Origin of the sequence: Mucilaginibacter ginsenosidivorans (genome assembly GCF_007971025.1) — a bacterium.
Classification (GTDB): Bacteria; Bacteroidota; Bacteroidia; order Sphingobacteriales; family Sphingobacteriaceae; genus Mucilaginibacter; species Mucilaginibacter ginsenosidivorans.
The window spans coordinates 2,819,936-2,841,900 of the sequence record NZ_CP042436.1 but is presented as its reverse complement, the minus strand read 5'-3'; the positions used below and the strand labels follow the sequence as shown (position 1 = coordinate 2,841,900).

The window sequence follows — 21,965 nt, the reverse complement described above, 5'->3', positions numbered from 1 at the left end:
AATACTTCCTGTTGTTGTACTTTACGTTTACTTTTGTACGATAAAAATGAAAGCTGCATTTCCTGTATATGACATTTGCAAACTGTCTGATTTTCAGCAGGAAGACATACTGGTAAGCCGTTTCGGTATCTACCTGGAAAAGCACACCGATCTCCACTTTCCTCATAAACACAGTTTTTACCATTTGGTGTTGTTTACCAAAGGCGGTGGTACCCATGCTATCGACTTCACGACGTTTAAAGTTGAACCGTACCAGATCTATTTTATGGTACCCGGGCAGGTACATTCCTGGGACTTTGCCGGCGATGTTGACGGTTACGTGGTCCATTTTTCAGAAGCCTTTTTCCAATCATTTTTACTGTCAAACGATTACCTGCAGCAATTCTCCTTTTTTAGCGGTAACGCAGTTGACCAGGTAATTGACCTGCCGGATGATATCCGTCAGCAGGTGATCAATTTATTTGAAAATATAGTTGACGAAAGCGAAAATCCCGCTTACATGAGTGTGGATATGATCAGGACACTGCTGTTACAGGCGTTTATACTTATAAACCGGAAGAATGCCGTACCCAGGCAAAAACAGCCATCGGCCTACAATTATACGCTGCTTAAAAATTTCAGGCTGCTGATAGAAGAAAACTTTGCCACGCTGCGACTGCCAAAGGACTACGCTCAATTATTGTACATCACTCCCAATCATTTGAACGCCCTTTGTAACGATATGCTTGGTATGCCTGCAGGCGATGTTATACGTAATAGGGTATTGCTCGAGATAAAAAGGCTGCTCATCAATCTCGACCTGACGGTTGCCGAAATAGGCTACCGCCTGAACTTTAACGACAACTCTTACTTCACCAAATTCTTCAAAAAATATACAGGCCTGACACCCGAAGATTTTAGGAAAAATACTTTAAAAAACCCAAAGCCATGACGACGACGCACGATACCGAAAAAACCGTAGTACCCATGTCAGAATTTAGCGCGGCATTACATGCCAAATGCCCCAAATGCCGAAAAGGTGATATGTTTGTAAACACGAGCCTTGGCTTCCTGGGCCAAAAATCGCACGCTAACTGCCCTTACTGCAACTTCCAGTTCGAGATAGAGCCAGGATACTTTTACGTGGCCATGTTTGTGAGCTATGGCATGATCGTAGCTGAAATGGTGACACTGGCCGTTGGCACCTTCCTGCTCACTGGTTCAGAATCGCCGTGGCTTTATATTGGCATATTGCTGGGCGTAACCCTGGTGTTGTCGCCGTTCAATTACCGGTATTCGCGTGTAATATTGTTGTACTGGCTCACGCCCAACCTGCATTACGATCCGGAAAGGGCAAAGAAGCCTTATAAAGAAAAATAATATTCGCTACACGCTGATCTTATATAAAAAAAAGCCTGTGCCCTGTTCCTGCTTTTCAAAGCCAATTGCCTCGTACAAGCGCTGTGCGGTATGATTGTCTGTGGCTGTTTCCAGTTGGAGGTCGGCGGCGCCGGCGGCTTTGGCAAATGCTATGGCAGTTCGGATGAGCGCTTCGCCTATGCCTTTTTTCCTGTGGTTCTCATCCACGTAGAGGTCGTTCAATATCCAGTTTTTGCATGCCCTTACTGATGAATAGGTTGGGTACAGCTGGGTAAATCCCGCAGGCGTACCATCGGCAATGGCGACAAATATTACCGATTCGTTATTCGCAAGGCGCTGGCTGATATACCGCCCGGCAAGTTCCCGGTCGGCTGGCTGTTCATAAAATTGGCGGTAACGGTCGAACAGGTCCGTTACTATCCCGGCTTCGTCTACCCCTATTCTTTTTATTTCCATGGCCATAAAAATAAAATAGCGACGAGCATAAACCCATCGCTATTTTTATAAAGTTGATATTGGCTTATTGGCCCGCCGGACCCATAAGCGACTTAAACTTACCCTCGTAATCCTTTAGCTGGGCCGATAGTTTTGTACTCAATGCATCCTGGTGTTTTTCTTTTGCCAGTTCACCCATCTGGTTCAGGATATACATGCCCAATTGTATAGTGCGCGGGTCGACAGCGTCGGGGTTACCCTGCATCTGGTTATAGTTATAATTCAACTGGTCAACCAGGTAATTATCAATACTATTGGCATACCGGGTAGCCAGCGGTATATCATCCAGGTCGAACGCCTGCGTCACCAGGAAGAATTTACTACGCGCAATGTCAATATATGGATAAATATCAGGCATCTCCTGGTCATATTTATTCAGCACTTTGATGGCTTTGTCGTGTTCGCCCCTTGCTCTCAGGTTTTGTACCAGGTCAAGAACTGTAGAGGTAAGTACCGGGTAGAACATGGTTGTTGATTCAGGATCGAGGTACGTAGCCTTTTTAAAGTTCCCCCATTTAAACTTGTTCATGATGTTATCATACATCGTGTCCGTATTGGTTTTACCCAATTGGTCGCGTGTTGTTGTATCCGCTTTGAACGGGATAAGGTGGTAAGTAAAGCCTTCCTTATATAAATATGGCTGCAATCCCATCATATTTTCCTGGCCGACAGTTATGGTAAAACAGATGGGCCTTTTCCAGTTATTATGCGCCAATATGTCGATAAATGCCAGGTTATCTTTGGTTACGAAGTTGGAGGTGTATTTCCACTTCATGGTATCGGCAAGCCTGCCTTTTTGCGCAGGAGATATCACACCATTCTTAATAACCTCGTCGGCATTTACTGGTATAGCAAAGTTTTTGGTTGGCAGGTAATTTACCCATTGACCGCTTTGCAATTGCGCCATGGTACTGGTATCGTCCGAAGTAATAAAATCAAAAACCTCTTTAACGTTTACGTAACCGGCCACTTTTTTATCGTAATACTGGATCGCATCCCTTACACCTTCTTTGTATTTGCTATAAGGCATGGTGATAGGCAGCGGCTCCGACTCGTTCATTTTTTTCTGCATTTGCCTGATGTACCAGTCGCCACTGAACAGGCTCAGGTTAACAATGCGCACGTCGGGGCGTATGCCTTCCACTTCCTGGTCGTACCAAAGCGAGTAGGTATCATTATCGCCATAAGTGAACAAGATCGCATTCGGCGGGCAGGATATGAGGTAATTATAAGCCATATCATGCGGCGTCATTTTAGTCGAGCGGTTATGTGCGCGCCATTCCTTACTGGCTACCAGCACGGGCAGCAACAGGCATATTGCGGTTGCACCTATGGCAGCCGTTCTACCGTCGATCCATTTTTTAAGGAAATCACCGATAGCTATAGCACCAATACCTATCCATATCGCGAAGGCATAGAATGAACCGACATAGGAGTAATCCCTTTCGCGTGGCTGTATGCTTGGCTGATTGACGTAAAGTACGATAGCGAGGCCTGTAAAGAACCACAATAAACCGACTATCAGGGCATCCTGCTGTTTGCGTTGCGAATGGTAAACGAGGCCTATCAAACCCAATATTAAAGGCAGCGCATACAATGGCGTATAAGCATTTGCAGCTGACATAGGCGTATTGGGTGCAACCGTAGTAAGGCTGGCCGGCAGGTTTCGCGCGCCATCAAAAATACCGCTGGTCCAGTCTCCGTCAACGTATCCTTTAAAGCCGCCCATTTGCTGCTGACCATCCAGTTGGTTGGTGCGGCCAACAAAGTTCCACATAAAATACCGGCCGTACATTTGCCACATTTGCCAGCTGAACATCCATTTCAGGTTGTCGCTAAAGGTTGGTGCATCGCTATCGCCCATATGCAGCCACTGGCGGTAAAATTGCGCGTCAGACGCAAAAGAAGCATCCGTATTTTCGGTATTGTACATACGCGGCAGAATGGTGGTATGGTCATATACCGTATTCAATTTTCTGCCCGCGTTTTCATATTTCTTATCGCCTTTGCGGTAAATGATACTGCCTTCTGTTTGGTCGATAGCTTTTGCGTCGAAATAAGGACCTGTAAGCAAAGGTGTTTCGCCGTATTGGATACGATTAAGATACCCGTATAAGGTAAAAGCGTTATCCGGGTGCGAGTTGTTCAGATCGGGGTTAGCGGTGGCGCGTATAGGAATATAAGCAAACGAACTGTAGCCGAAATAAATAAAGGCCACACAAAGAAATGCCAGGTTTAAAGCTGGCTTTTTGTATTTAATACTCAGCCAGATACCTAATACGATCAAGCCTATCAGCAACACAAAGAAAAACATAGCGCCGGTGCCAAAGCCCATGCCAAGGGTATTTACAAAGAAAAGATCGAAATAGGCGGAGAACTTCACCGTATATCCCCTGATACCATATTGCACCAAACCAAGGATGACGATGCTGGCTATAAAAGCCAGGAAGGCCCCTCTGCCCGAAACGGCCTTTGTGCGGCGGAAATAATAAACCAGAACGATGGCGGGAATGGTCAATAAATTTAACAGGTGGATACCGATAGACAAACCGATTACATAAGCTATAAATACGATCCATTTATCCGCGCCCGGCTCGTCGGCATGCGCGTCCCACTTCAGTATCGCCCAGAAAACAAGCGAGGTACACAGCATGGATAAAGCAAATACGATAGTTTCAACAGCCGAGAACCAGAAGGTATCGGTGAAGGTAAAAGTCAACGCCCCTACCAGGCCGCCGCCCATGATCAAGATCAGTTTGGTATTATCGGCTTCTTCGCCTTTAGTCAGCAGTAATTTTTTGGCTAAGGCAGTAATGGTCCAGAAAAGGAACATGATAGTAGCGCCACTTGCCAGGGCCGAACCCATGTTGGTAAAGTATGGCACTTTGGCTTTATCGCCCATTGAGGCAAGGGAGAAAAACTTGCCCAGCATAGCAAAAAGCGGGTAACCCGGCTGGTGAGCTACCTGCAAACGGTAAGCGCAGGAAATGAACTCGCCGCAATCCCAAAAACTTACGGAAGGCTCTAAAGTACTGATATAAGTAAGCGAGGCGATGACAAAGCATAGCCATCCTAATAGGTTATTGATCTTTTTGTATTGCATGGATCGTGTTTAGTAATTGTTTTATGCGCGGGCAAATATCCGCATTTTTATAACTTATTTTTAACAAATAGCAATTGCGTTAACATCTTTTAACAAAGTGCTTTCGAAATTATAAAAATAAATTGAAATGAGTGTCGGTTGGCACTGGGCGGGTGACGTGGGGCGGCGAAAGAAAAAATAACAATAATGTCATTTCGAACGACAGAGAGAAATCTTAAACGCTACGCTGTGCGGCTATGCAAATCGTACAAGATTTCTCCTCACTACGCTCGTTCGAAATGACATCGGTTGTATGGGTTACCGCTGCATTATCCCCGAAAACTTCTTTGTATAATCATCCAGCTGCCCTTGTAATTTTCCTGACAATTTCGGGTCGTCGTATTCTTTGGCCAAATCGGTGATGCCGTTAAGCACTGAAACCTCGAACTGCACCGTCTGTCCGTCCACATCCGCCGGACTATCCTGCATCAGGTTGTAGTGATAATCCAGCTGGTCGGTGAGGTAACTGTCCAGGCTGGCCATATATTTATTGGCGGTGCTTTTATCGTGCAGCTTATAGGCGGTATCGATAATAAAATATTTGCTTTGGGCGATACCCGCATAAGGGTAAATATCCGGCATTTCTTTATCGTATTTGTGCAGGGCGTTCAGGGCGAGGTCGCTGCGACCCTCCTGCACCAGGTTTTGCGTCAATTCTAAATAGGTTGAAGTGATGAAAGGATAAAATAAATTAGACGATTGCTCATCCAAATATTTAGCGTGTTTAAAATTGCCGTATTTGAATTTGTTCACCACGTTGTCATACATCACTTTGGTATTTACTTTAGCCTGGCGTTGGTTTTGACTTTGGTCGTTTGGTTTGAACGGTATAAGGTGATACACAAAGCCTTCCTTATACAAATACGACTGCAAACCATTCAGGTCCTTATTGCTCATGGTCGCTGCGAAGCATATCGGCCGCTTCCAGTTGTTATGGACAAGTATGTCCATCATAGCGATATTATCCTTTGTCAGGTAATTGCCGGTAAATTTCCATTCCATTTTGTCGGCCAACCTCGCCTTTTGATCGGGAGTTACTACGCCGTTCTTTACGACTTCATCCGGGTTAATGGTAAGTTTAAAGTTTTTTGTTGGAAGGTAATTTACTACCTCACCATCCTGCATTTCCACTTTTGCCTGCGGGTTATCCGATGTTATAAAGTCGAAGACCTCTTTCAGCTCGATCGAATCGGGTAGTTTCGCGTCGGAATACGGCACAAAATCTCGCGTGCCCGACCGGTACTGATCGTACCGCATAGAAATGGGCAATGGCTCCGATTCGTTCATTTTGCGCTGCATCTGGTGAATATACCAGTCGCCGCCAAACAGTGTGGTGATACAGATACGCACATCGGGCCTTATGCCTTCCACTTCCTGCGCGTACCACAGCGAATATGTATCGTTATCGGCGCCTGTAAACAGGATGGCATTTTTAGGACACGACATTAAATAGTTGTATGCCATATCGTGTGCTACTCTTTTGGTCGAACGGTCGTGCGCCTTCCATTCCTTTTTTGCCATCAATATGGGCGCTACCAGCATACATAAACCAATGGTGGCAAAGCTTGCCACGCGCGCGTTTACTTTGCGGCGCATAAATTCGGCTATGCCGATAACGCCCATCCCTATCCATATCGCGAAAGCATAAAACGAACAGACATAGGAATAATCCCGCTCGCGCGGCTGCAAGGGCTGATTCACGTAAAATACAATAGCCAGCCCGGTAAACAGCCATAGCATCGAAATAACGATAGCATCGCGCTTACCATATTTGTAGTGATAAAACAACCCTATCAATCCTAATACCAACGGCAAGGCATATAAAGGCGTGTAAGTCCTGTCATTCAATACCGATTTTGGCAGATGTTTGCTATGGTCAAATATGCCGGTGGTCCAGTCGCCGTCGGTATAGCCGTGGAAACCGCCCATTTGCTGCTGGCCGTCCTGCTGGTTATAGCGTCCGGCAAAGTTCCACAGGAAATACCTGAAATACATTTGGCCTATCTGCCAGCTGAACAGGAACTTCAGGTTGTCGCTAAAGGTGGGTACATCAGTATCACCGAGGCGCAGCCATTGGCGATAAAACTGGGGATCGGTACTATCCGAACTATGGATGCGGGGCAGTATAGTGGTATGGTCATAGGTATTTTCGAGCGCGTGGCCAGCCACTACATATTTGTCCTTACCTTTTTGATAAAAGGGACCGCCGAAGGTTTGGTCGGTAACTTTGGCGTCGAAATAAGGCCCGCTAAGCAATGGCATTTGCGGGTATTGGATGCGGTTAAGGTAGCCGTAAAGCGTAAAAGCATTATCCGGGTGCGAATTATTCAGGTCGGTATTGGCCGTGGCACGGATTGGAATATACATGAACGAGCCATAGCCGAAGTATATAAACACAACACACAGGAAGGCCAGGTTAAGCATCGGCTTGCGTTTTGTTATACTGTAACGGATGCCCCAAACAAGCAGCCCCGCAAGCAAAAGGAAGAACACCAGCGCACCGCTGCCAAAGCCCATGCCGAGTTTGTTTACAAAAAAAAGGTCGGAGTAGGCTGCCAGCATCACGGTATAGCCCCTTACGCCAAACTGCACAAAAGCCAGTATGAATATGCTGATAAGTAAAGCTATAAGCCCGCTTTTAAAATTGATATTTTTATACCGCCGGAAATAGTAAACCAGGGCGACCGCCGGTATGGTGAGTAAATTGAGCAGGTGTATACCTATGGAAAGGCCGATCATGTACGCAATGAAAACGATCCATTTATCGGCACCGGGTTCATCTGCATGGGCATCCCATTTCAGTATTGCCCAGAAAACGATAGCCGTGCATAAGGCCGACATGGCAAAAACGATGGTTTCGACAGCCGAGAACCAGAAAGTATCGCTGAAGGCAAAAGCCAAAGCGCCTACCAAACCGGCGCCCCATATTAGTATGTATTTTTGCGTGGTTAGCTCGCCACCACGACTGATCATCATTTTTTTTGCGATGAGTGTTATCGTCCAAAACAGGAACATGATAGTAGCCGCACTGGCAAGTGCACAGGCCATATTGGTAAAATAGGCCACTTTGGTATTATCGCCCAGGGACGCGAGTGAGAACACTTTGCATATCATGGCGAACAAAGGGTAACCCGGTTGGTGCGATACCTGTAAACGGTAGGCGCAGGCTATGAATTCGCCGCAGTCCCAGAAGCTTACCGATGGTTCGAGCGTTAAAATGTAGGTACAGGCGGCAACCAAAAAACATAGCCAGCCCAAAAGGTTGTTGATGCGGTTATACTGCATAGGTTTTAGTGTAAAGTTTTATCAATACCTAAATATCCATGCTTTTTATAAAGTATTCACCATCAACGGCTTCGGTTTAACATCTTTTAACAATATTTAACTATTGGCGGATAGCCCTGCGATGAAATCGCTTTAATACAGGAGGCTCCGATGGAGCCATAAAAAACTATATTTTACTCTATAAACAGGTAGTTCCTATGGAACTCACCGAGGGTTCAGTCAATGACTCCAGCAGAGTCACCTGTTTATAGCTTAAAATAAAATGAGGATAGCGGCTCCGGATGAGCCTCCTGATAGCCTTAAATTTTAATAGCGATTTCCCTGGATAACGATGCGATGATCCCCTCTGTTTTCTTCTGATCCTCTTCGCCCAGGCATCGGGTCGCACTTAAATAGCTGAAGGCGCTTAATAGTTTATTGCGGTCGTTTGCAGTGCCGAGGTTGCCCACATAGGCGGGCAGTATCATGGATAATGGCCTCAGTTCTTTACGTTCGCACCAGCCATTGATCAGGCTTTTTACCTGTTCACCTGCCGGGTTTGTTTTACCCACCCGTTTCAAACCTGCGGCAATGCCCGAACGTATCATATCCGAATAACCACCGGCAGGCAAATACTCACTGCTTTCAGCCGCCTTTTGGTAGAAGCCTGTCGCCTGCTCCGGATCGCCTAAAGTTTCATACGATTTTGCCACATTCAGATACAGCGATGGATAATAACCATTCATGCCGTCCGGTTCCAGCATATCCGCCAGGCGCAGGGCCTCCAGGTTCCATTTCAGTTCGATGTTGGGATCGGCCTGGTTTCGGGCGAGGTAATGCGCGGCGGTAAAGGCCTCGAAATTATTGGTTGCTGTGTCCCAGGCCTGCTGAAAAAGCTGTTTGGCTTGGTCAATTTTGCCCTCGCCTTCGGCGGTCATTCCTTTTACGCAAAGCTGTACTACGGCATTGTTGGGGTCGAATTCCATTTGATGTTGTTTTCCTCAAAAGTATAGGGCCTGGCTTGTCAAAACATTGATCCAGGTCAAAAAAATCATTTGGATTTCAGTCGGCTCAGCGTTTCCTGCGAGATATCGAGATAAGTGGCAAAGATATGATTAGGCAGCCGCCTGATGTATTCGGGGTGATGTTTCATCACTTCCTCAAACCGCTGTTTTGCGCTAAGTGATACCAGGCTCTCTATCCGACGGTTTTGATAGGTATAAGCCTGCTCCAGCAGGTTGCGGTAAAATGCGGCCCATCGCGCATCTTCATCAACGAGCTTATAGAAATTGCCACGGCTGATAACCAGCACCTCGCAGTTTTCTACCGCTTCCACAAATTCAAATGACGGGGCCTGGTTGATGAAACTATCCAGCGCTGTAACTATGATACCTTCGAGAGCAATATATCTTGTGCGCTCTTTCCCATCTTTGTTTAGATAAAAGGTGCGGATACATCCTTTATTGATGAAGTAGAGTTCGCCGCAAGTGTCACCCGCTGCTAACAGGGTTGCCTTCTTCCTAACTGCTTTAGGCTTATACAGGTTGAGATGTTCGTGATCAATTTCCGTAAATCCGTTAGCAATCAAATATCTTTTTAGCAGGCCGTACATTGGGTTAAAGATAATATTAACAGCAGTTATTTTTTTTGCTGCGCTCCTTCAAATGCGATTACCACTCCCTGTTCCTGTTTCGCTGCCGGATACCTGAAACCGTTAGCACCAGCGCTATGGCTACAAGAAAGCCAATGTATCTATCCTCGGTGGCTATGCCGATAAAAAGGCCAACAAGAATGGCCAGCAAATAATAAGTTTTAAAGTTGGGTTTCTGCTTCACAAAGCGCCAAATATATGTTTTTCGCTCAAACCGGATTTACATACTTATAGCGTAAGTGTTAACAAATTTTAACATGCCCGATAAAATACATTAAACGCCAGCCCGTTATTGCATTAAATAGTAATTGGTCGTCATCGGATGTTTTTAATGTTTTATGAAGAAATTTTACTTAATCACCCCAATTAAATTACCAAACAACAACACTTATGTTAAACCGCATTTTAGTACTTGATGACAACCAGGACCTGCTGAATATTGTTGAAGAGACGCTTTCGTATGAGAACTACCAGGTGCTGGTTACCTCGGACAGCCACAACCTGATAGAAATTGCCAAGATATTCCGCCCCGATCTTTTTATACTTGATTATAAGGTAACCGGCATGAAAAGCGAGGAGATATGCCGCCAGATAAAATGGCACCCGCAGTTCGGCCGGGTACCGGTTATACTATCGTCGGCTTATTTTCATAAAGATATTAACTATGAATCGATGGGCTGCGATGATGTGATTGCAAAGCCCTTCGGGCTGGATGAGTTGGTGGGTAAGGTAAGTAATTTGGTGTCGGCGAGGGCGTAGGTTGCGCGGGTTTTGCGTGATGGTGAAGGGACTCACCCGACCGACGCTTTGCTGGGTAACCCTGTCTATCGCAAGCGATAAAGAGGGTTACGTTATTCTATATTTTTAGGGATAAGTTTCATTTTAATAAATAAATTCAACCCTCTTTGCGCCGCAGGCGGAGAGAGGGGCGGCAAGCGCAGCGATGCCGGGGTGAGTCGACAGTGAAGCGACCGCCTCTACCCTCTTTTTATATAAGCCCGTGTTCACGAAAACATCAAAAATAAGGCACCTTTGAGCTTAGCTATCGAATTAAAAACCTAATTATCAATTAATTAAAATATATCAGCAAGGCAAAGGATGGATACGTGAACCCGCATCTTTTTGACCATGAGTGAGTTAACTGTGTTTTTCGCAATCACCTTCATTCGTTTTCTTCAGTTGACTTAGGTAACACGCAGTGTATCAGCTACAAAAAGCCTGTTAAAATCAAACCTTTTCTCTCTGCCTTAGTCTATCAGGAAACAACCACACCATTAATTATCATGACAAAGCGCATTCTTATCCTGGACGAAGGCCAGGAGCCCCCAAGTTGCAGCCGGGGCGAATTTACCTACAAACAGTTCAGGGTGCTTCTCACCTCTGACGGAAAAAATCTCATCCCTATCACAAGGAAATTTAACCCGGATCTGTTCATACTCGATTTCAGCATGGCTGGTCACAACAGCGAGGACATCTGCCGCCAAATACAATGGCGGCGGGAATTTAAGCACGTGCCCGTCATTTTATCCACCGCCTATTTGTACGACGCTATTGATTATGAAGCGCTGGGCTTTGATGATATTCTTTTTAAGCCTTACGACCTTGAGGAAGTCATCGAAAAAGCGAACGGACTTGTTATGCAGTGATCTTTTTCTTTTTCAGCGTTAAAACGGTTATCTCGGGCCATATACCTACCCTTCCGGAAAATGCCAGGAAGCCGAACCCCCGGTTTACATATAACTGCCTGCCGTTATGTTCGGCAAGGCCGGCCCAGTCCAGGTAACGGTATTGCACCGGGCTCCAGCGCAGGCCGGCGGTTTCCACGCCGAATTGGGCACCGTGGGTATGGCCGGCTAAAGTGAGGTGTATTTTGGTTTCGTGATAGCGCACTTTTTCTTCCCAATGGGTAGGGTCGTGCGATAACAATATCTTGAATGCATCCTTATCCACGCCGTGCAGCGCTTTGTCCAGGTCGCCGATTTGGATAAACCCCCGTCCCCAGTTTTGCACCCCGATAAGGCTTATCTTCTGGCCGTCTTTTTCGAGTTCGACGTTTTCATCCAGCATCAGGCGGTAATCCAATTTGGCGTGCTGGCCTTTAAGCTTCTCCAGGTTGGCAGCCTTTTCCTCGGGGCTGTTCCATTGGATGTAGTCGCCATAATCATGATTACCTAATATGGAAAGCTGCCCGTAAGGCGCTTTCAATTGTTTAAACTGTTCGATGTAAGGTTCTATCTCCCAGGCGGCGTTATTCACCAGGTCGCCGGTAAAGACGAACAGGTCGCTTTTTTGCGCTTTGGCCATATCGATCCCGCGCTGCACAGCTGCACTGTTATCAAAGCTACCGGAATGAATGTCCGATACCTGGGTGATGGTAAAACCGTCAAATGCTTCGGGCAAGTCATCAAAATAAAGGGTTTCGCGATGCAGCTTATAATCATACTTTCCCTTAAACATTCCGTAAAGAAAACTTGTGAAAGGTACAGCTGCTACCAGTATTGCTATTTCGCTGATGAATTTTCTGCGCGCAGGGAAATAAGATATGTTCTCTTTTTTACCACGGTTGATCACGTTATCGCCAACACCGTATAATAGCCGTCCTATATCGCCAATGACCAAAACCAGCGAGAAAACAACTTTGGTAATGAAAAAAGTAAGAAAGAAACTAAGTACCCACTCGTGGTATGGCGTCATCCCCTTCGCCGTACTGAAACTTCCCAGGCCAACAAGAAACAAAGCAGTAACACCAAGAGATAGTGCCAGGTAACCCCAAAGCAATACCTGTTTCCATCTTAGGGAGGGCCAACCTTTTGTTAATGTACGCAGCCCGTTGTAAACGTACCAATCGAGCAGCAGGGTTAACCCCGTAATCACCAGGAATATGGTCAAAAAGCTGCCTCTATGCATAAAAAACGCTGAATATCAGTGCGCAATTTCTAAAAGCGTTGGTAATTAAAGTGTAAAATAGCTGTTGTTATTAGTAATTTTCGTATCTTTTCGCTTTCAAAAACCAATTAGGGAGCAAAACCTGCTACGTGTAGATATGAGAAAAATGCTGCTTTGCTGCCTTGTGCTGGCAATAGGTGCCGTGGCCGGCTGTAAAAAAAACAGTCAAAACGGACCCGTTTACCTTTTACGCCAACAGATAACAGATGACCGCGCCGACGGATACCCGCTTGATACAGCAAACTACAGTTATGACTATAAAAACCGTATCACCGAGATAACTGATGGCACCGGAACGGATAAAATAAAGTATGTTATTGATTATGACAACAAGGACAGGGTGACCAGCGCCCGCAAATACAATAGCACCGGCGGACTCATTATTACTTTCGATTTCTTCTACAACAACTCCGAAACCGGCTATTATTTTTACGGACCCGGCGACCACCATTTAGCTGATACAGCTTATCTCACGTTCAACGGCAACCACCAGCTTACCAAAATAACCACAAAGCACTCGGGCGCGCAGACGTTTACGTACGATGGGATGGGGAACGTAGCTACAACCCAGGCCTTCAGGAGCGATGGTTCTTCAGACCTCGGCAGCCAGACATCGTTTACGTACGATAATAAAAAGAATCCATGGTCGCAGGTGTACCCCAATAATTACTTTTACATGTACGTGGTAAGGATTGGAAACCCAAGCACCCTGCTGCACAATGTAACTATCAGAAACTCCGACCGGTTTACTTATACTTACAACGATAATGGATTTCCTGCCAGTGTCATCATCTACACCGCTTTATCTAAGGTATTCATCGATTATAAATACATTACCAAATAAACATAATGAGAAGCATTTTACTACTATCAGGGTTAACCCTTTTTACTGCAACTGCTTGTCTTGCTCAAAAGCAGAAGAAATCCGATACCATTTTTTTTGAAGATTTTAACGGACCGAAACTCGACCGGACCAAATGGAACGTGGAAGTGACCGGCAATACTGTTAATGATGAACAACAAGCGTATATCGATTCATCGTCGGTACTTTATTTTGTGCACGGTAAAGCGGCCGAGGGTGCCAAAAATGGGGCCCTGGTCATTAAGGCCATTTATCATCCCGGGTATACCAGTAAGGAAAATAAGAAGTATGATTTCCTTTCGGGACGGATAAACGGGCAGCATAAAATGGAATTTACCTACGGCACATTTTCGGCAAGGATGAAAATAACTTCAGGCGCGGGACTATGGCCTGCATTTTGGGCATTGGGCAATGGCGAATGGCCAGACTGCGGCGAAATAGACATGATGGAAACAGTAGGCGATTCGAGCTGGATAAGTAATGCCCTGCACGGACCAAAATATTTCGGGAACACTCCCCTGGCATACAGGTATTTTCTGCCAAAACACCAAACGGTAGACCAATGGCATATTTATTCTGTCGACTGGACGCCTGATAAACTTGTTTTTAAAACCGACGGGGTGGTAACCTATACCGTAACCAAAGCAATGGTTGAAAAATACGGACGCTGGGCATTTGATAACCGGAAATTTATTATCCTGAACTTCGCGCTCGGAGGCGGCTACCCGGGTGGCGTTAATAAAATTACAAAGCCTTATTATGGTATATCGCAGGCTACGGTTGATAAAATAAAGGCTGGTAAGGCAAAAGTATTGGTTGATTGGGTACTGGTGACGAAAAATAAGTAAATTTTGTTTTTTACAAAAGTGGAGATACAAATTTTAGCCTGGGCATACCTAATATTTTTTGCGGTTTCGGCCCTCACCGTGAGAAGAGTAATTTATGCGAAAAGGGCGTGGGTTAGTATTTTTATATGGTCTTATTTGTTGCTGATCTATTTTTATTGCAATTTAATATTACTTGTTTCTGACTTTTTCAAAAACAACTACGCGATGCACATAAATTGGGGTCATGCATACGAATATTTGGTTACTTTCGCTATTTTCTGTTATATATCGGCTATTGTTATGATCACTTATTTACTTGTTCAACGAAGATTAAAATCGGGTAAAGAAGGGTAATATCTTAATCTTATCTGAATTAACAAACAAAAGAGGCTGACTCATAAGTAAAATGGAGGGCATTAGAATCGTCTGTACGAAAACGGTCTCCGCCATCTATCCGAATACGTCAAAGAAAAAGAGGCTGTCCTCGGACTTATAAAACTGCCTCTTTTGTTTGCCATTAATTAATGATGGTCGTCGTGATCATGATCATGACCGCGATGGTCATTATCCCAATGGTGCCTGTGATGTTCACGGTATTCAACTGAACAGCTTGATACGGTTGCCGATACGAATATCAGCAGCGCAAGAAGCCTGAAAATTTGCTTTTTCATAACTCATAGTATTAGTAGATGAGAGTATAACCGCCAGTTATTCAAATTGTTTAATTAAACTTAAACCGGGCCGCTATAGTTGGATAGACCTGCAAAAGGTTCTCCGTAGTAAGGACATGATAATACATATTGATCTTCGAACCCAGCGCAAAGCCATTGTGAATCCTGAACCAAACCTGTGGTTCGCCAAAGAACGATATCCTTTTGCCACTCAAATTACCGGTGTAGGCATCGCCCAGGTTCTTATTCAAAGTGTAAAGCTCAATATCGCCGCTGAATTCGAACTTGTAATTCCAAAAACCCCGCCCCCAGTAAAAGGAATAAAGAAGATCGTGGCTCGGCTTTTTAAAAGAATTATAGGTGTATGATAGCGCTGTGCTGAACCAGGCCCCTTTCCATTGAAACGGATATACGGCCCCGGCAGAAAACGCATTGGTAATGTAATACCCATAGGAGCCGGGCTCGGCTATCCCCATACCGCCGCTGTATTGCAGCTGCATATATACTTTTGGTTTCCAGAACTTAAATGACTGTGATACCTGCATATAAAACTTGCCGGTGTTATGAGCGGCGCCGTTAAGGTCGCTTTCCATTTTGAACAGAAAAGACCCCGAAGTATCCCTGGATTTAAAGTATTCGAAATAGATGGTTGGGAAATTGGCCCGGTTATGCGACGGATCGAGCGTATGCCTTGGGTCGTAGTGGAACTGTAATGTTTGGGCCGCTGTTGTAAGGCCCCACGCTGTCATCAGTAAGATCAATATTGCTTTCATTTTATAAAATTTACCTGTGCCGGATATTGATTCACCTTTCTTCCGGCTTTTTGTAAATATCTTTAGGCTGAAAATTACAGGACGTAATTGATGCGGAAATCTCGCGTAAATGTGTTAATCTGTTTTAATTTATTGAGCATAAGCATTTTATGAACAAACCGGACAGCCTTATTTTTGCAGCATTATTCAGGGAAGCCTGGCAAAAGTGCTTCGGGCAAAAGCCGGACGGCCCTGTTACTGAAACCGAAAGCAAGCTATTCTGCAATAAAATACTTGATATCACAGGTCTTTCGATAGGCTGGAAGAGTGTAAAAAACTATTCCATCTTCATCGCCGGCGATGCATCCGCTAAAGAAGAAAACCCTTCCGTGGCCACGTTGGATACTTTGGCCCGCTACGTGTTGGGCGCGCCCTACACTACCGAGATCAAAAGAAAAACGGATGAAGGCCATTATCCCTATTGGTTTTTATACAGGGAAAAGGCCGGGGGAGCTGTCGTCATAACGCACCCTGCTAAATGGCGCCACAATTTACTCATGAGCCTGGGCATCATAGCCGTTGCTACAACATTTATCTTTTGGCTCAGCATCAAACTAAAAAAAGCTGATGTGTTTACCGATAATTTTGCAAAAGTATCGGCCAGCGCGCTTTCGAAAAACGGTTGGTTTTTGCAAGACCCGGACCCCGTTTACTGGGACAAAAGGGCGATTGTTCGCGGGCAGTTATCACTATACACATTAAACGGCGACAACTGGCCGGGCACAGCAAAAAAACAAGGCATCAGGAACTTGCTTCTAAGGCCAGTACCCTATGATTGCTTCACCGCCGAAGTACACCTCAATAATTTTGTGCCCAGAGAAGAATGGCAGCAAGCCGGCCTGCTGTTGCTTGAAGACACAACGCTTACCGGTAAAAGCATCAGGCTATCCATCGCTTTTAACGACAATTTCGGGGGCTACAAAAAGCCGGCCGAAGTACTTATACAAGCCATCACCTGCCTTGGCAACGGCTTTGGGAAACCGGAAGAAATAGCACACAAACCAATATTTTTCCCTGATAGTGCGAAAGCAAATCCCGTGCTGTTAAAATTCATGCAGAATTCGGCGCTCCGCATCGAAAAGCAGGGAAACAAGTTCCGGTTCCTGTATGCCGGGGGTGAAACTGAGAACGGTGCATTTAAAGAAATTGTAAGCCAGGAATTTGAAATGCAGCCTAAATATATCGGGGTTTTCGCTATTAAAGGATTTAAAGACAGCAGCACGGTTATTCCCGCCCATTTCACATTTTTCAGGATAGCGGGCAACAAATGCCAGTGATAAATCTTCCCGCTACCTGTTGTTTACAAGCAACTTGCATTCGTTAAATTTCGTAACTTTAAAAGCCGGTTTGTAAACTTATTTATGCTGAATGACCCATCGTTACCCATTAAAATTGTTCGTTATTTGCGTTACGCTGCTCATTTTTAACGGAGCCATACCAGCTTTTGCACAAAAACCTGATATTTCATATCCAACTCCACAAAATTATACTACTAACAATCCTATTACTCCTTTAACTCCAACCAATAAAGGGGGTGCCGTACCTACCATTACAAGCCAGGTTACGACGTTTGCCGGAAGCGGCACTGGTGCAAGTATAGATGGTTTAGGGACCGATGCCAGCTTTTCGGGACCCGAGGTGGTCAGAATAGATAGGACCGGAAATATTTATGTTATTGATTACCCCGATAAGATACGCAAAATAACGCCAGGTGGACAGGTCACAACAATTTCAGGCAGCTTCGGTCAACTGCAAGGGCTGGCATTCGATGCATCAAACAATGCTTATGCATCAGATATTGATAATTGCGTTATCTGGGAAATAACCCAGGCCGGGGTGGTAAGCAAGTTTGCAGGAACCACGAGGGGTTTTGCAAATGGCACAACTGCTACGGCCAAATTCGATGCACCATTTGGGATAGTGTTTGATAATGCAGATAATTTATACGTAGCTGATCACAATAATCGTGTTATCAGGAAAATCGACAAAACCGGTAATGTCACCACATTCGCCGGGCAGCCCGGCATATCCGGTACAACAGATGGTTCGGGCTCGTCGGCGCGGTTCCTTGCCCCTAACCCGATGACGATAGATAAAGCCGGAAATATTTACCTGGTAGATAATAATTGGTTCGTCCGCAAGATTACTCCTGCAGGTGTTGTTAAAACCATTGCAGCGGGTTCCAATGGGGGCCATGCTGCTGATGCGCCATTTGGCATTGTTTTCGACCTGGCAACTGACAACCAGGACAATATCTACATCGGCGATTACAGTGAAAATTTAATAATTCGCATAACGCCCGGCGGTTCTATCTCTACGCTTGCCGGAAACAGCGATGCGGCGTACAAGGATGGAACCCCTTTTGCGGCAAGCTTCAATTCCCCGTTCGGAGTAGCTTTTGACGGGACGCACAACTTTTATATCGGCGATTTTATAAATCGGAGAATCAGGAAAATAACCTTGAACGGCTATAAAATTGACAAAACACTACCGCCGGGTTTAACATTTGACTTGCAAACGGGTGTCATCAGCGGCACGCCGACGCAAATATCTCCATCTACTGATTATATCATTACTGCTTACAACGCAGGCGGCAGCAGTTCATTTACTGTTAATATCGCAGTTACCAATTCGTTGCCCGTATTGCAGCCGCCCATTATCACCTATCAAACCCCGCAAGTTTATAAAGCAGGTGCGGCTATTCCACCGCTCGCTCCCAATAATACCGGCGGTGCAGTTCCTGCCGATGCTTACGGAGTAAGTACTTTCGCGGGAAGCACCGGGTCGAGCGGAACGTTTTCTGCTCCTTATGGGTTACGAACGGACGGTGGGCGAAATTTGTATGTCAGCGACGCGTCTCAACGCATCATGAAGGTAACCCCCGACGGCGTGCTGACAGTAATTGCCGGTACTAAAGATGTAGCAGGCAACAAAAACGGGCTGGGCTCCGCAGCGCTTTTTAACACCCCCGGCCAGATAGCCACGGATTTGCAGGGAAACATTTATGTTGCCGACATTAATAACAACGAGATAAGAAAGATAACCCCAGCCGGGCAGGTTACAACTTACGCAGGTACAGGATTGCCGGGCTCAAAAAACGGCGGTGCCGCAACGGCAACATTCTTTCATCCGATTGGTGTGGCGGTTGATGCCGGAGGAAATGTTTATGTAGCTGACCACGATAATAACGTCATCCGGAAAATAGCGCCGGATGGTACAGTGAGTACTTTTGCAGGACTGGCCGGCGTGCCGGGCGTCGCTAACGGCAACGGAGCATCGGCTCGATTCTCGGGGCCAACTTACCTGGCGATCGATGCGGTTGGGAATATCTATGTTGCCGATAATAACAATCAAATGATCCGCAAAATAACACCGGCAGGCGATGTGACCACCCTGGCCGGTAACGGGACAGTTGGTTTTAACAACGGTGCAGGCTCAAATGCGACGTTTAACGGGCTCGGTGGCCTGACTGTCGATAATATCGGTAATGTTTATGTAGTGGATAAAGGGAACTACGTGGTACGTAAGATCACTCCCGCGGGTGTTGTGAGCACTTTCGCCGGCTCAGGCGTGCGGGGTGCGGTAAACGGGGACCCGTCAACTGCAAAATTCGCAGGCTCGACAGATATAACCATAGACTTGCAGGGCAATTTGTACCTGGCTGATGGAGGACAGGTGCGAAAAATCGTGACCGGTGGATATACTATCGACAAACCATTGCCGCTTGGTTTGAATTTTGATAAAACTACGGGTGTTATCAGCGGCACACCTGCCGCCGCCGCGCCTGCGGCCAATTATACGGTGTCTGCTTACAACCTTAGCGGAAGCAGTTCATTTACGATACAGATCACCGTCGATCCGGCGGATGCTAATGCCATACAACCGCCGTATATATCCTATGCAACTCCCCAGGTTTACAAAACGACTAAAACTATACAGCCGCTTAGTCCCGCCAATAACGGGGGCGCTGTGCCACATACAGTTTTCAGCCAGGTTAGCACCTTTGCCGGCAGCGGTGTTCCCGGGGCGAATGATGGTGTTGGAAAAGCTGCGAGTTTCTCGTACCCCATCGCAATAGCGATAGATCCCGCGGGGAATTTTTATGTGACAGAGACCGTCAACTCGCTGGTAAGGCAAATAACACTCGGTGCGGCTGTAAGTACCTTTGCCGGGAAAGCCGGGAAAACGGGTTATGCCGACGGACAAGGATCAGCTGCACTATTTGACAGCCCGGGCGGGGTGGCTGTAGATGGCGCGGGGAACGTTTATGTAGCTGATGCGCTGAATAACCGCATACGCAAAATAAGTCCCGGCGGCCTGGTGAGCACCTACGCGGGTAACGGCTCGGCGGGCAGTACAAACGGGCCGACATTGCAGGCAAGTTTTAACAACCCAACCGGTTTAGCGATCGACGCATTGGGCAACCTGTACGTGGTCGATCAAAAAAACAACCTTATCCGCTTAATTTCTGCCGCTGGCATCGTAAGCACCTTTGCCGGCAACGGCTCGGCAGGCAACGCCAACGGTCCTGCTTTGCAGGCAAGTTTTAACCAGCCACAGGGCATAGCCGTCGACGCATCGGGCAATGTGTATGTTTCCGATCAGAACTATATCCGCAAAATAAGCTCAGGTATCGTAAGCATATTTGCAGGCAGTGGGGCACAGGGTTTTGCGGATGGGCCCGGTACCATTGCAAGCTTTAATCATCCCTATGGCATCGCCATCGACGCTGAAGGGAACTTATTTATTGCCGACACCGGTAACGACCTGATACGCAAGATAACGCCACAGGGCAAAGTTACAACGGCAGCCGGTGATTTGCAGAACCCTAACAATACGGATAAGAACTTCAACCAGCCCACCGGAATTGTAATTGACGCTGTTGGCAATGCCTATATTACTGAATTTTGGGGAGGGCTTGCCAATAATAACAACCAGGGTAACGTGATCACCAAGTTGACGCTGACGGGCTATGTTATAGACAAACCTTTACCTCCTGGCCTGGTCTTCGATTCACCAACGGGTACAATAAGCGGCACACCCACAGCAGTTTCACCCGGCACAGATTATACCGTTACAGCTTATAATGGCGGAGGCAGCAGTTCGACCATTGTAAACATCACTGTGCTCGAAAATATTCTCTTGCCGGCCGAGATCACATTTGCTCCTGTGGCTTTCAAGACCTATGGCGACGCCGATTTCGATCCCGGGGCCACAAGTACCAACTCCGAAGTTCCGATCAGTTATCAAAGCGATAACCCGGCTGTCGCTACCATCGTAAATGGAATGGTGCATATTACCGGCGCAGGAACGGCAGCTATCACGGCGTCGCAGGATGCCAACGCCGATTATCTTGCCGCCAGCCCCGTCACACAAATATTAACGGTCAACCCGGCATCGCTCGTGATAGCAGCGGACGATCAGCAAAAATACCAGGGCAATCCTAATCCGGCGCTTACAGCTACCTATTACGGCTTTGTGTATAACGAGGACCAATCGGTATTTACAACACCGTTGTCCATAAGTACTGCAGCAACCACTGATTCACCGGTCGGGCAATATCCGATTGCAATTGGTGGCGCAGTAGCCGCTAATTACATAATTACCTTTTTGCCGGGCACGCTCACGATTAATTTGTCGCCACTTTCCATCCTGGTACCAAATGCCTTTACCCCCAATGGTGATGGGGTAAACGATCTGTGGCATATAGACAAGCTTACCGAATCGTTTCCGCAATGCATGGTGTCAGTATACGCACGTAACGGCAGCCTGGTATTCCAGTCGCGGGGCTACCACGTTCCCTGGGATGGCACTTACAAAGGCACCCTGGTATCGGCCGGAACATATTATTATGTCATAGACCCGGAACCAGGCGCACCGAAACTGGCCGGATATGTGGCTGTTTTGAGATAGGTATTCGCTTTTTCAATAATATC

At 46.3% G+C, this 21,965-nt stretch carries 17 protein-coding genes; 8 read left to right on the top strand and 9 right to left on the bottom strand.

Annotated features, from left to right (window positions below; translation table 11 throughout):
* The first annotated feature begins 46 nt into the window (after positions 1-46).
* Both FRZ54_RS12980 and FRZ54_RS12975 read left to right on the top strand, forming a co-directional pair.
* Positions 47-931, top strand: a complete 885-nt coding sequence (locus FRZ54_RS12980) for a helix-turn-helix domain-containing protein (RefSeq protein ID WP_147032027.1) — start codon at positions 47-49, stop codon at positions 929-931.
* A complete protein-coding gene (locus FRZ54_RS12975) occupies positions 928-1,359 on the top strand; it encodes a DUF983 domain-containing protein (RefSeq protein ID WP_228462472.1) in 432 nt (143 codons plus the stop codon). Before FRZ54_RS12980 ends, FRZ54_RS12975 begins: the two co-directional genes overlap by 4 nt.
* 6 nt (positions 1,360-1,365) lie before the next feature.
* On the opposite strand, the gene FRZ54_RS12970 is transcribed toward FRZ54_RS12975, so the two are convergent.
* The 6 genes from FRZ54_RS12970 to FRZ54_RS24490 all read right to left on the bottom strand — a co-directional run bounded on the left by FRZ54_RS12970 (position 1,366) and on the right by FRZ54_RS24490 (position 10,095).
* Positions 1,366-1,815 carry a GNAT family N-acetyltransferase gene (locus FRZ54_RS12970; RefSeq protein ID WP_147032026.1) on the bottom strand — a complete coding sequence of 150 codons (450 nt, stop codon included), beginning with the start codon at positions 1,813-1,815 and terminating at the stop codon, positions 1,366-1,368.
* Positions 1,816-1,879: 64 nt separating this feature from the next.
* Positions 1,880-4,957, bottom strand: coding sequence for a glycosyltransferase family 117 protein (locus tag FRZ54_RS12965; protein ID WP_147032025.1), 3,078 nt, complete (start codon positions 4,955-4,957; stop codon positions 1,880-1,882).
* Positions 4,958-5,254: 297 nt separating this feature from the next.
* The gene (locus tag FRZ54_RS12960; protein WP_147032024.1) at positions 5,255-8,281 is read right to left on the bottom strand and encodes a glycosyltransferase family 117 protein; all 3,027 of its coding nucleotides are present in this window, start codon (positions 8,279-8,281) and stop codon (positions 5,255-5,257) included.
* Between the two features lie 299 nt (positions 8,282-8,580).
* Positions 8,581-9,246 (bottom strand): hypothetical protein, encoded by a 666-nt coding sequence (locus FRZ54_RS12955; RefSeq protein WP_147032023.1) that lies wholly within the window; start codon positions 9,244-9,246, stop codon positions 8,581-8,583.
* 65 nt (positions 9,247-9,311) lie between these two features.
* Positions 9,312-9,872, bottom strand: coding sequence for a Crp/Fnr family transcriptional regulator (locus FRZ54_RS12950; RefSeq protein ID WP_147032022.1), 561 nt, complete (start codon positions 9,870-9,872; stop codon positions 9,312-9,314).
* A 58-nt stretch (positions 9,873-9,930) separates the two neighbouring features.
* Positions 9,931-10,095, bottom strand: a complete 165-nt coding sequence (locus tag FRZ54_RS24490; RefSeq protein ID WP_187359620.1) for a hypothetical protein — start codon at positions 10,093-10,095, stop codon at positions 9,931-9,933.
* 206 nt (positions 10,096-10,301) lie between these two features.
* On the opposite strand from FRZ54_RS24490, the gene FRZ54_RS12945 reads away from it, so the two are divergent.
* Complete coding sequence (locus FRZ54_RS12945; RefSeq protein ID WP_147032021.1) at positions 10,302-10,670, top strand: response regulator; 369 nt, start codon at positions 10,302-10,304, stop codon at positions 10,668-10,670.
* Between the two features lie 524 nt (positions 10,671-11,194).
* Positions 11,195-11,557 (top strand): response regulator, encoded by a 363-nt coding sequence (locus tag FRZ54_RS12940; protein WP_147032020.1) that lies wholly within the window; start codon positions 11,195-11,197, stop codon positions 11,555-11,557.
* Here the strand turns inward: FRZ54_RS12940 and FRZ54_RS12935 are convergent.
* Positions 11,547-12,818 (bottom strand): metallophosphoesterase, encoded by a 1,272-nt coding sequence (locus FRZ54_RS12935; RefSeq protein WP_147032019.1) that lies wholly within the window; start codon positions 12,816-12,818, stop codon positions 11,547-11,549. The two genes, FRZ54_RS12940 and FRZ54_RS12935, sit on opposite strands and share 11 nt — an antisense overlap.
* 136 nt (positions 12,819-12,954) lie before the next feature.
* Here FRZ54_RS12935 and FRZ54_RS12930 point away from each other — a divergent pair, with 136 nt between their 5' ends.
* Positions 12,955-13,701, top strand: a complete 747-nt coding sequence (locus tag FRZ54_RS12930) for a hypothetical protein (RefSeq protein ID WP_147032018.1) — start codon at positions 12,955-12,957, stop codon at positions 13,699-13,701.
* A 5-nt stretch (positions 13,702-13,706) separates the two neighbouring features.
* Positions 13,707-14,567: a glycoside hydrolase family 16 protein gene (locus FRZ54_RS12925; protein WP_147032017.1), complete on the top strand. Its 861-nt coding sequence runs from the start codon at positions 13,707-13,709 to the stop codon at positions 14,565-14,567.
* Positions 14,568-15,067: 500 nt separating this feature from the next.
* Here FRZ54_RS12925 and FRZ54_RS24485 read toward each other — a convergent pair whose 3' ends face one another.
* Positions 15,068-15,217, bottom strand: a complete 150-nt coding sequence (locus FRZ54_RS24485; protein ID WP_187359619.1) for a hypothetical protein — start codon at positions 15,215-15,217, stop codon at positions 15,068-15,070.
* A 50-nt stretch (positions 15,218-15,267) separates the two neighbouring features.
* Positions 15,268-15,990, bottom strand: a complete 723-nt coding sequence (locus FRZ54_RS12920) for a DUF5020 family protein (RefSeq protein WP_147032016.1) — start codon at positions 15,988-15,990, stop codon at positions 15,268-15,270.
* 149 nt (positions 15,991-16,139) lie between these two features.
* Here FRZ54_RS12920 and FRZ54_RS12915 point away from each other — a divergent pair, with 149 nt between their 5' ends.
* A complete protein-coding gene (locus tag FRZ54_RS12915; RefSeq protein ID WP_147032015.1) occupies positions 16,140-17,306 on the top strand; it encodes a hypothetical protein in 1,167 nt (388 codons plus the stop codon).
* 91 nt (positions 17,307-17,397) lie between these two features.
* Complete coding sequence (locus FRZ54_RS12910) at positions 17,398-21,942, top strand: putative Ig domain-containing protein (protein WP_147032014.1); 4,545 nt, start codon at positions 17,398-17,400, stop codon at positions 21,940-21,942.
* The last annotated feature ends 23 nt before the right edge of the window (positions 21,943-21,965 follow it).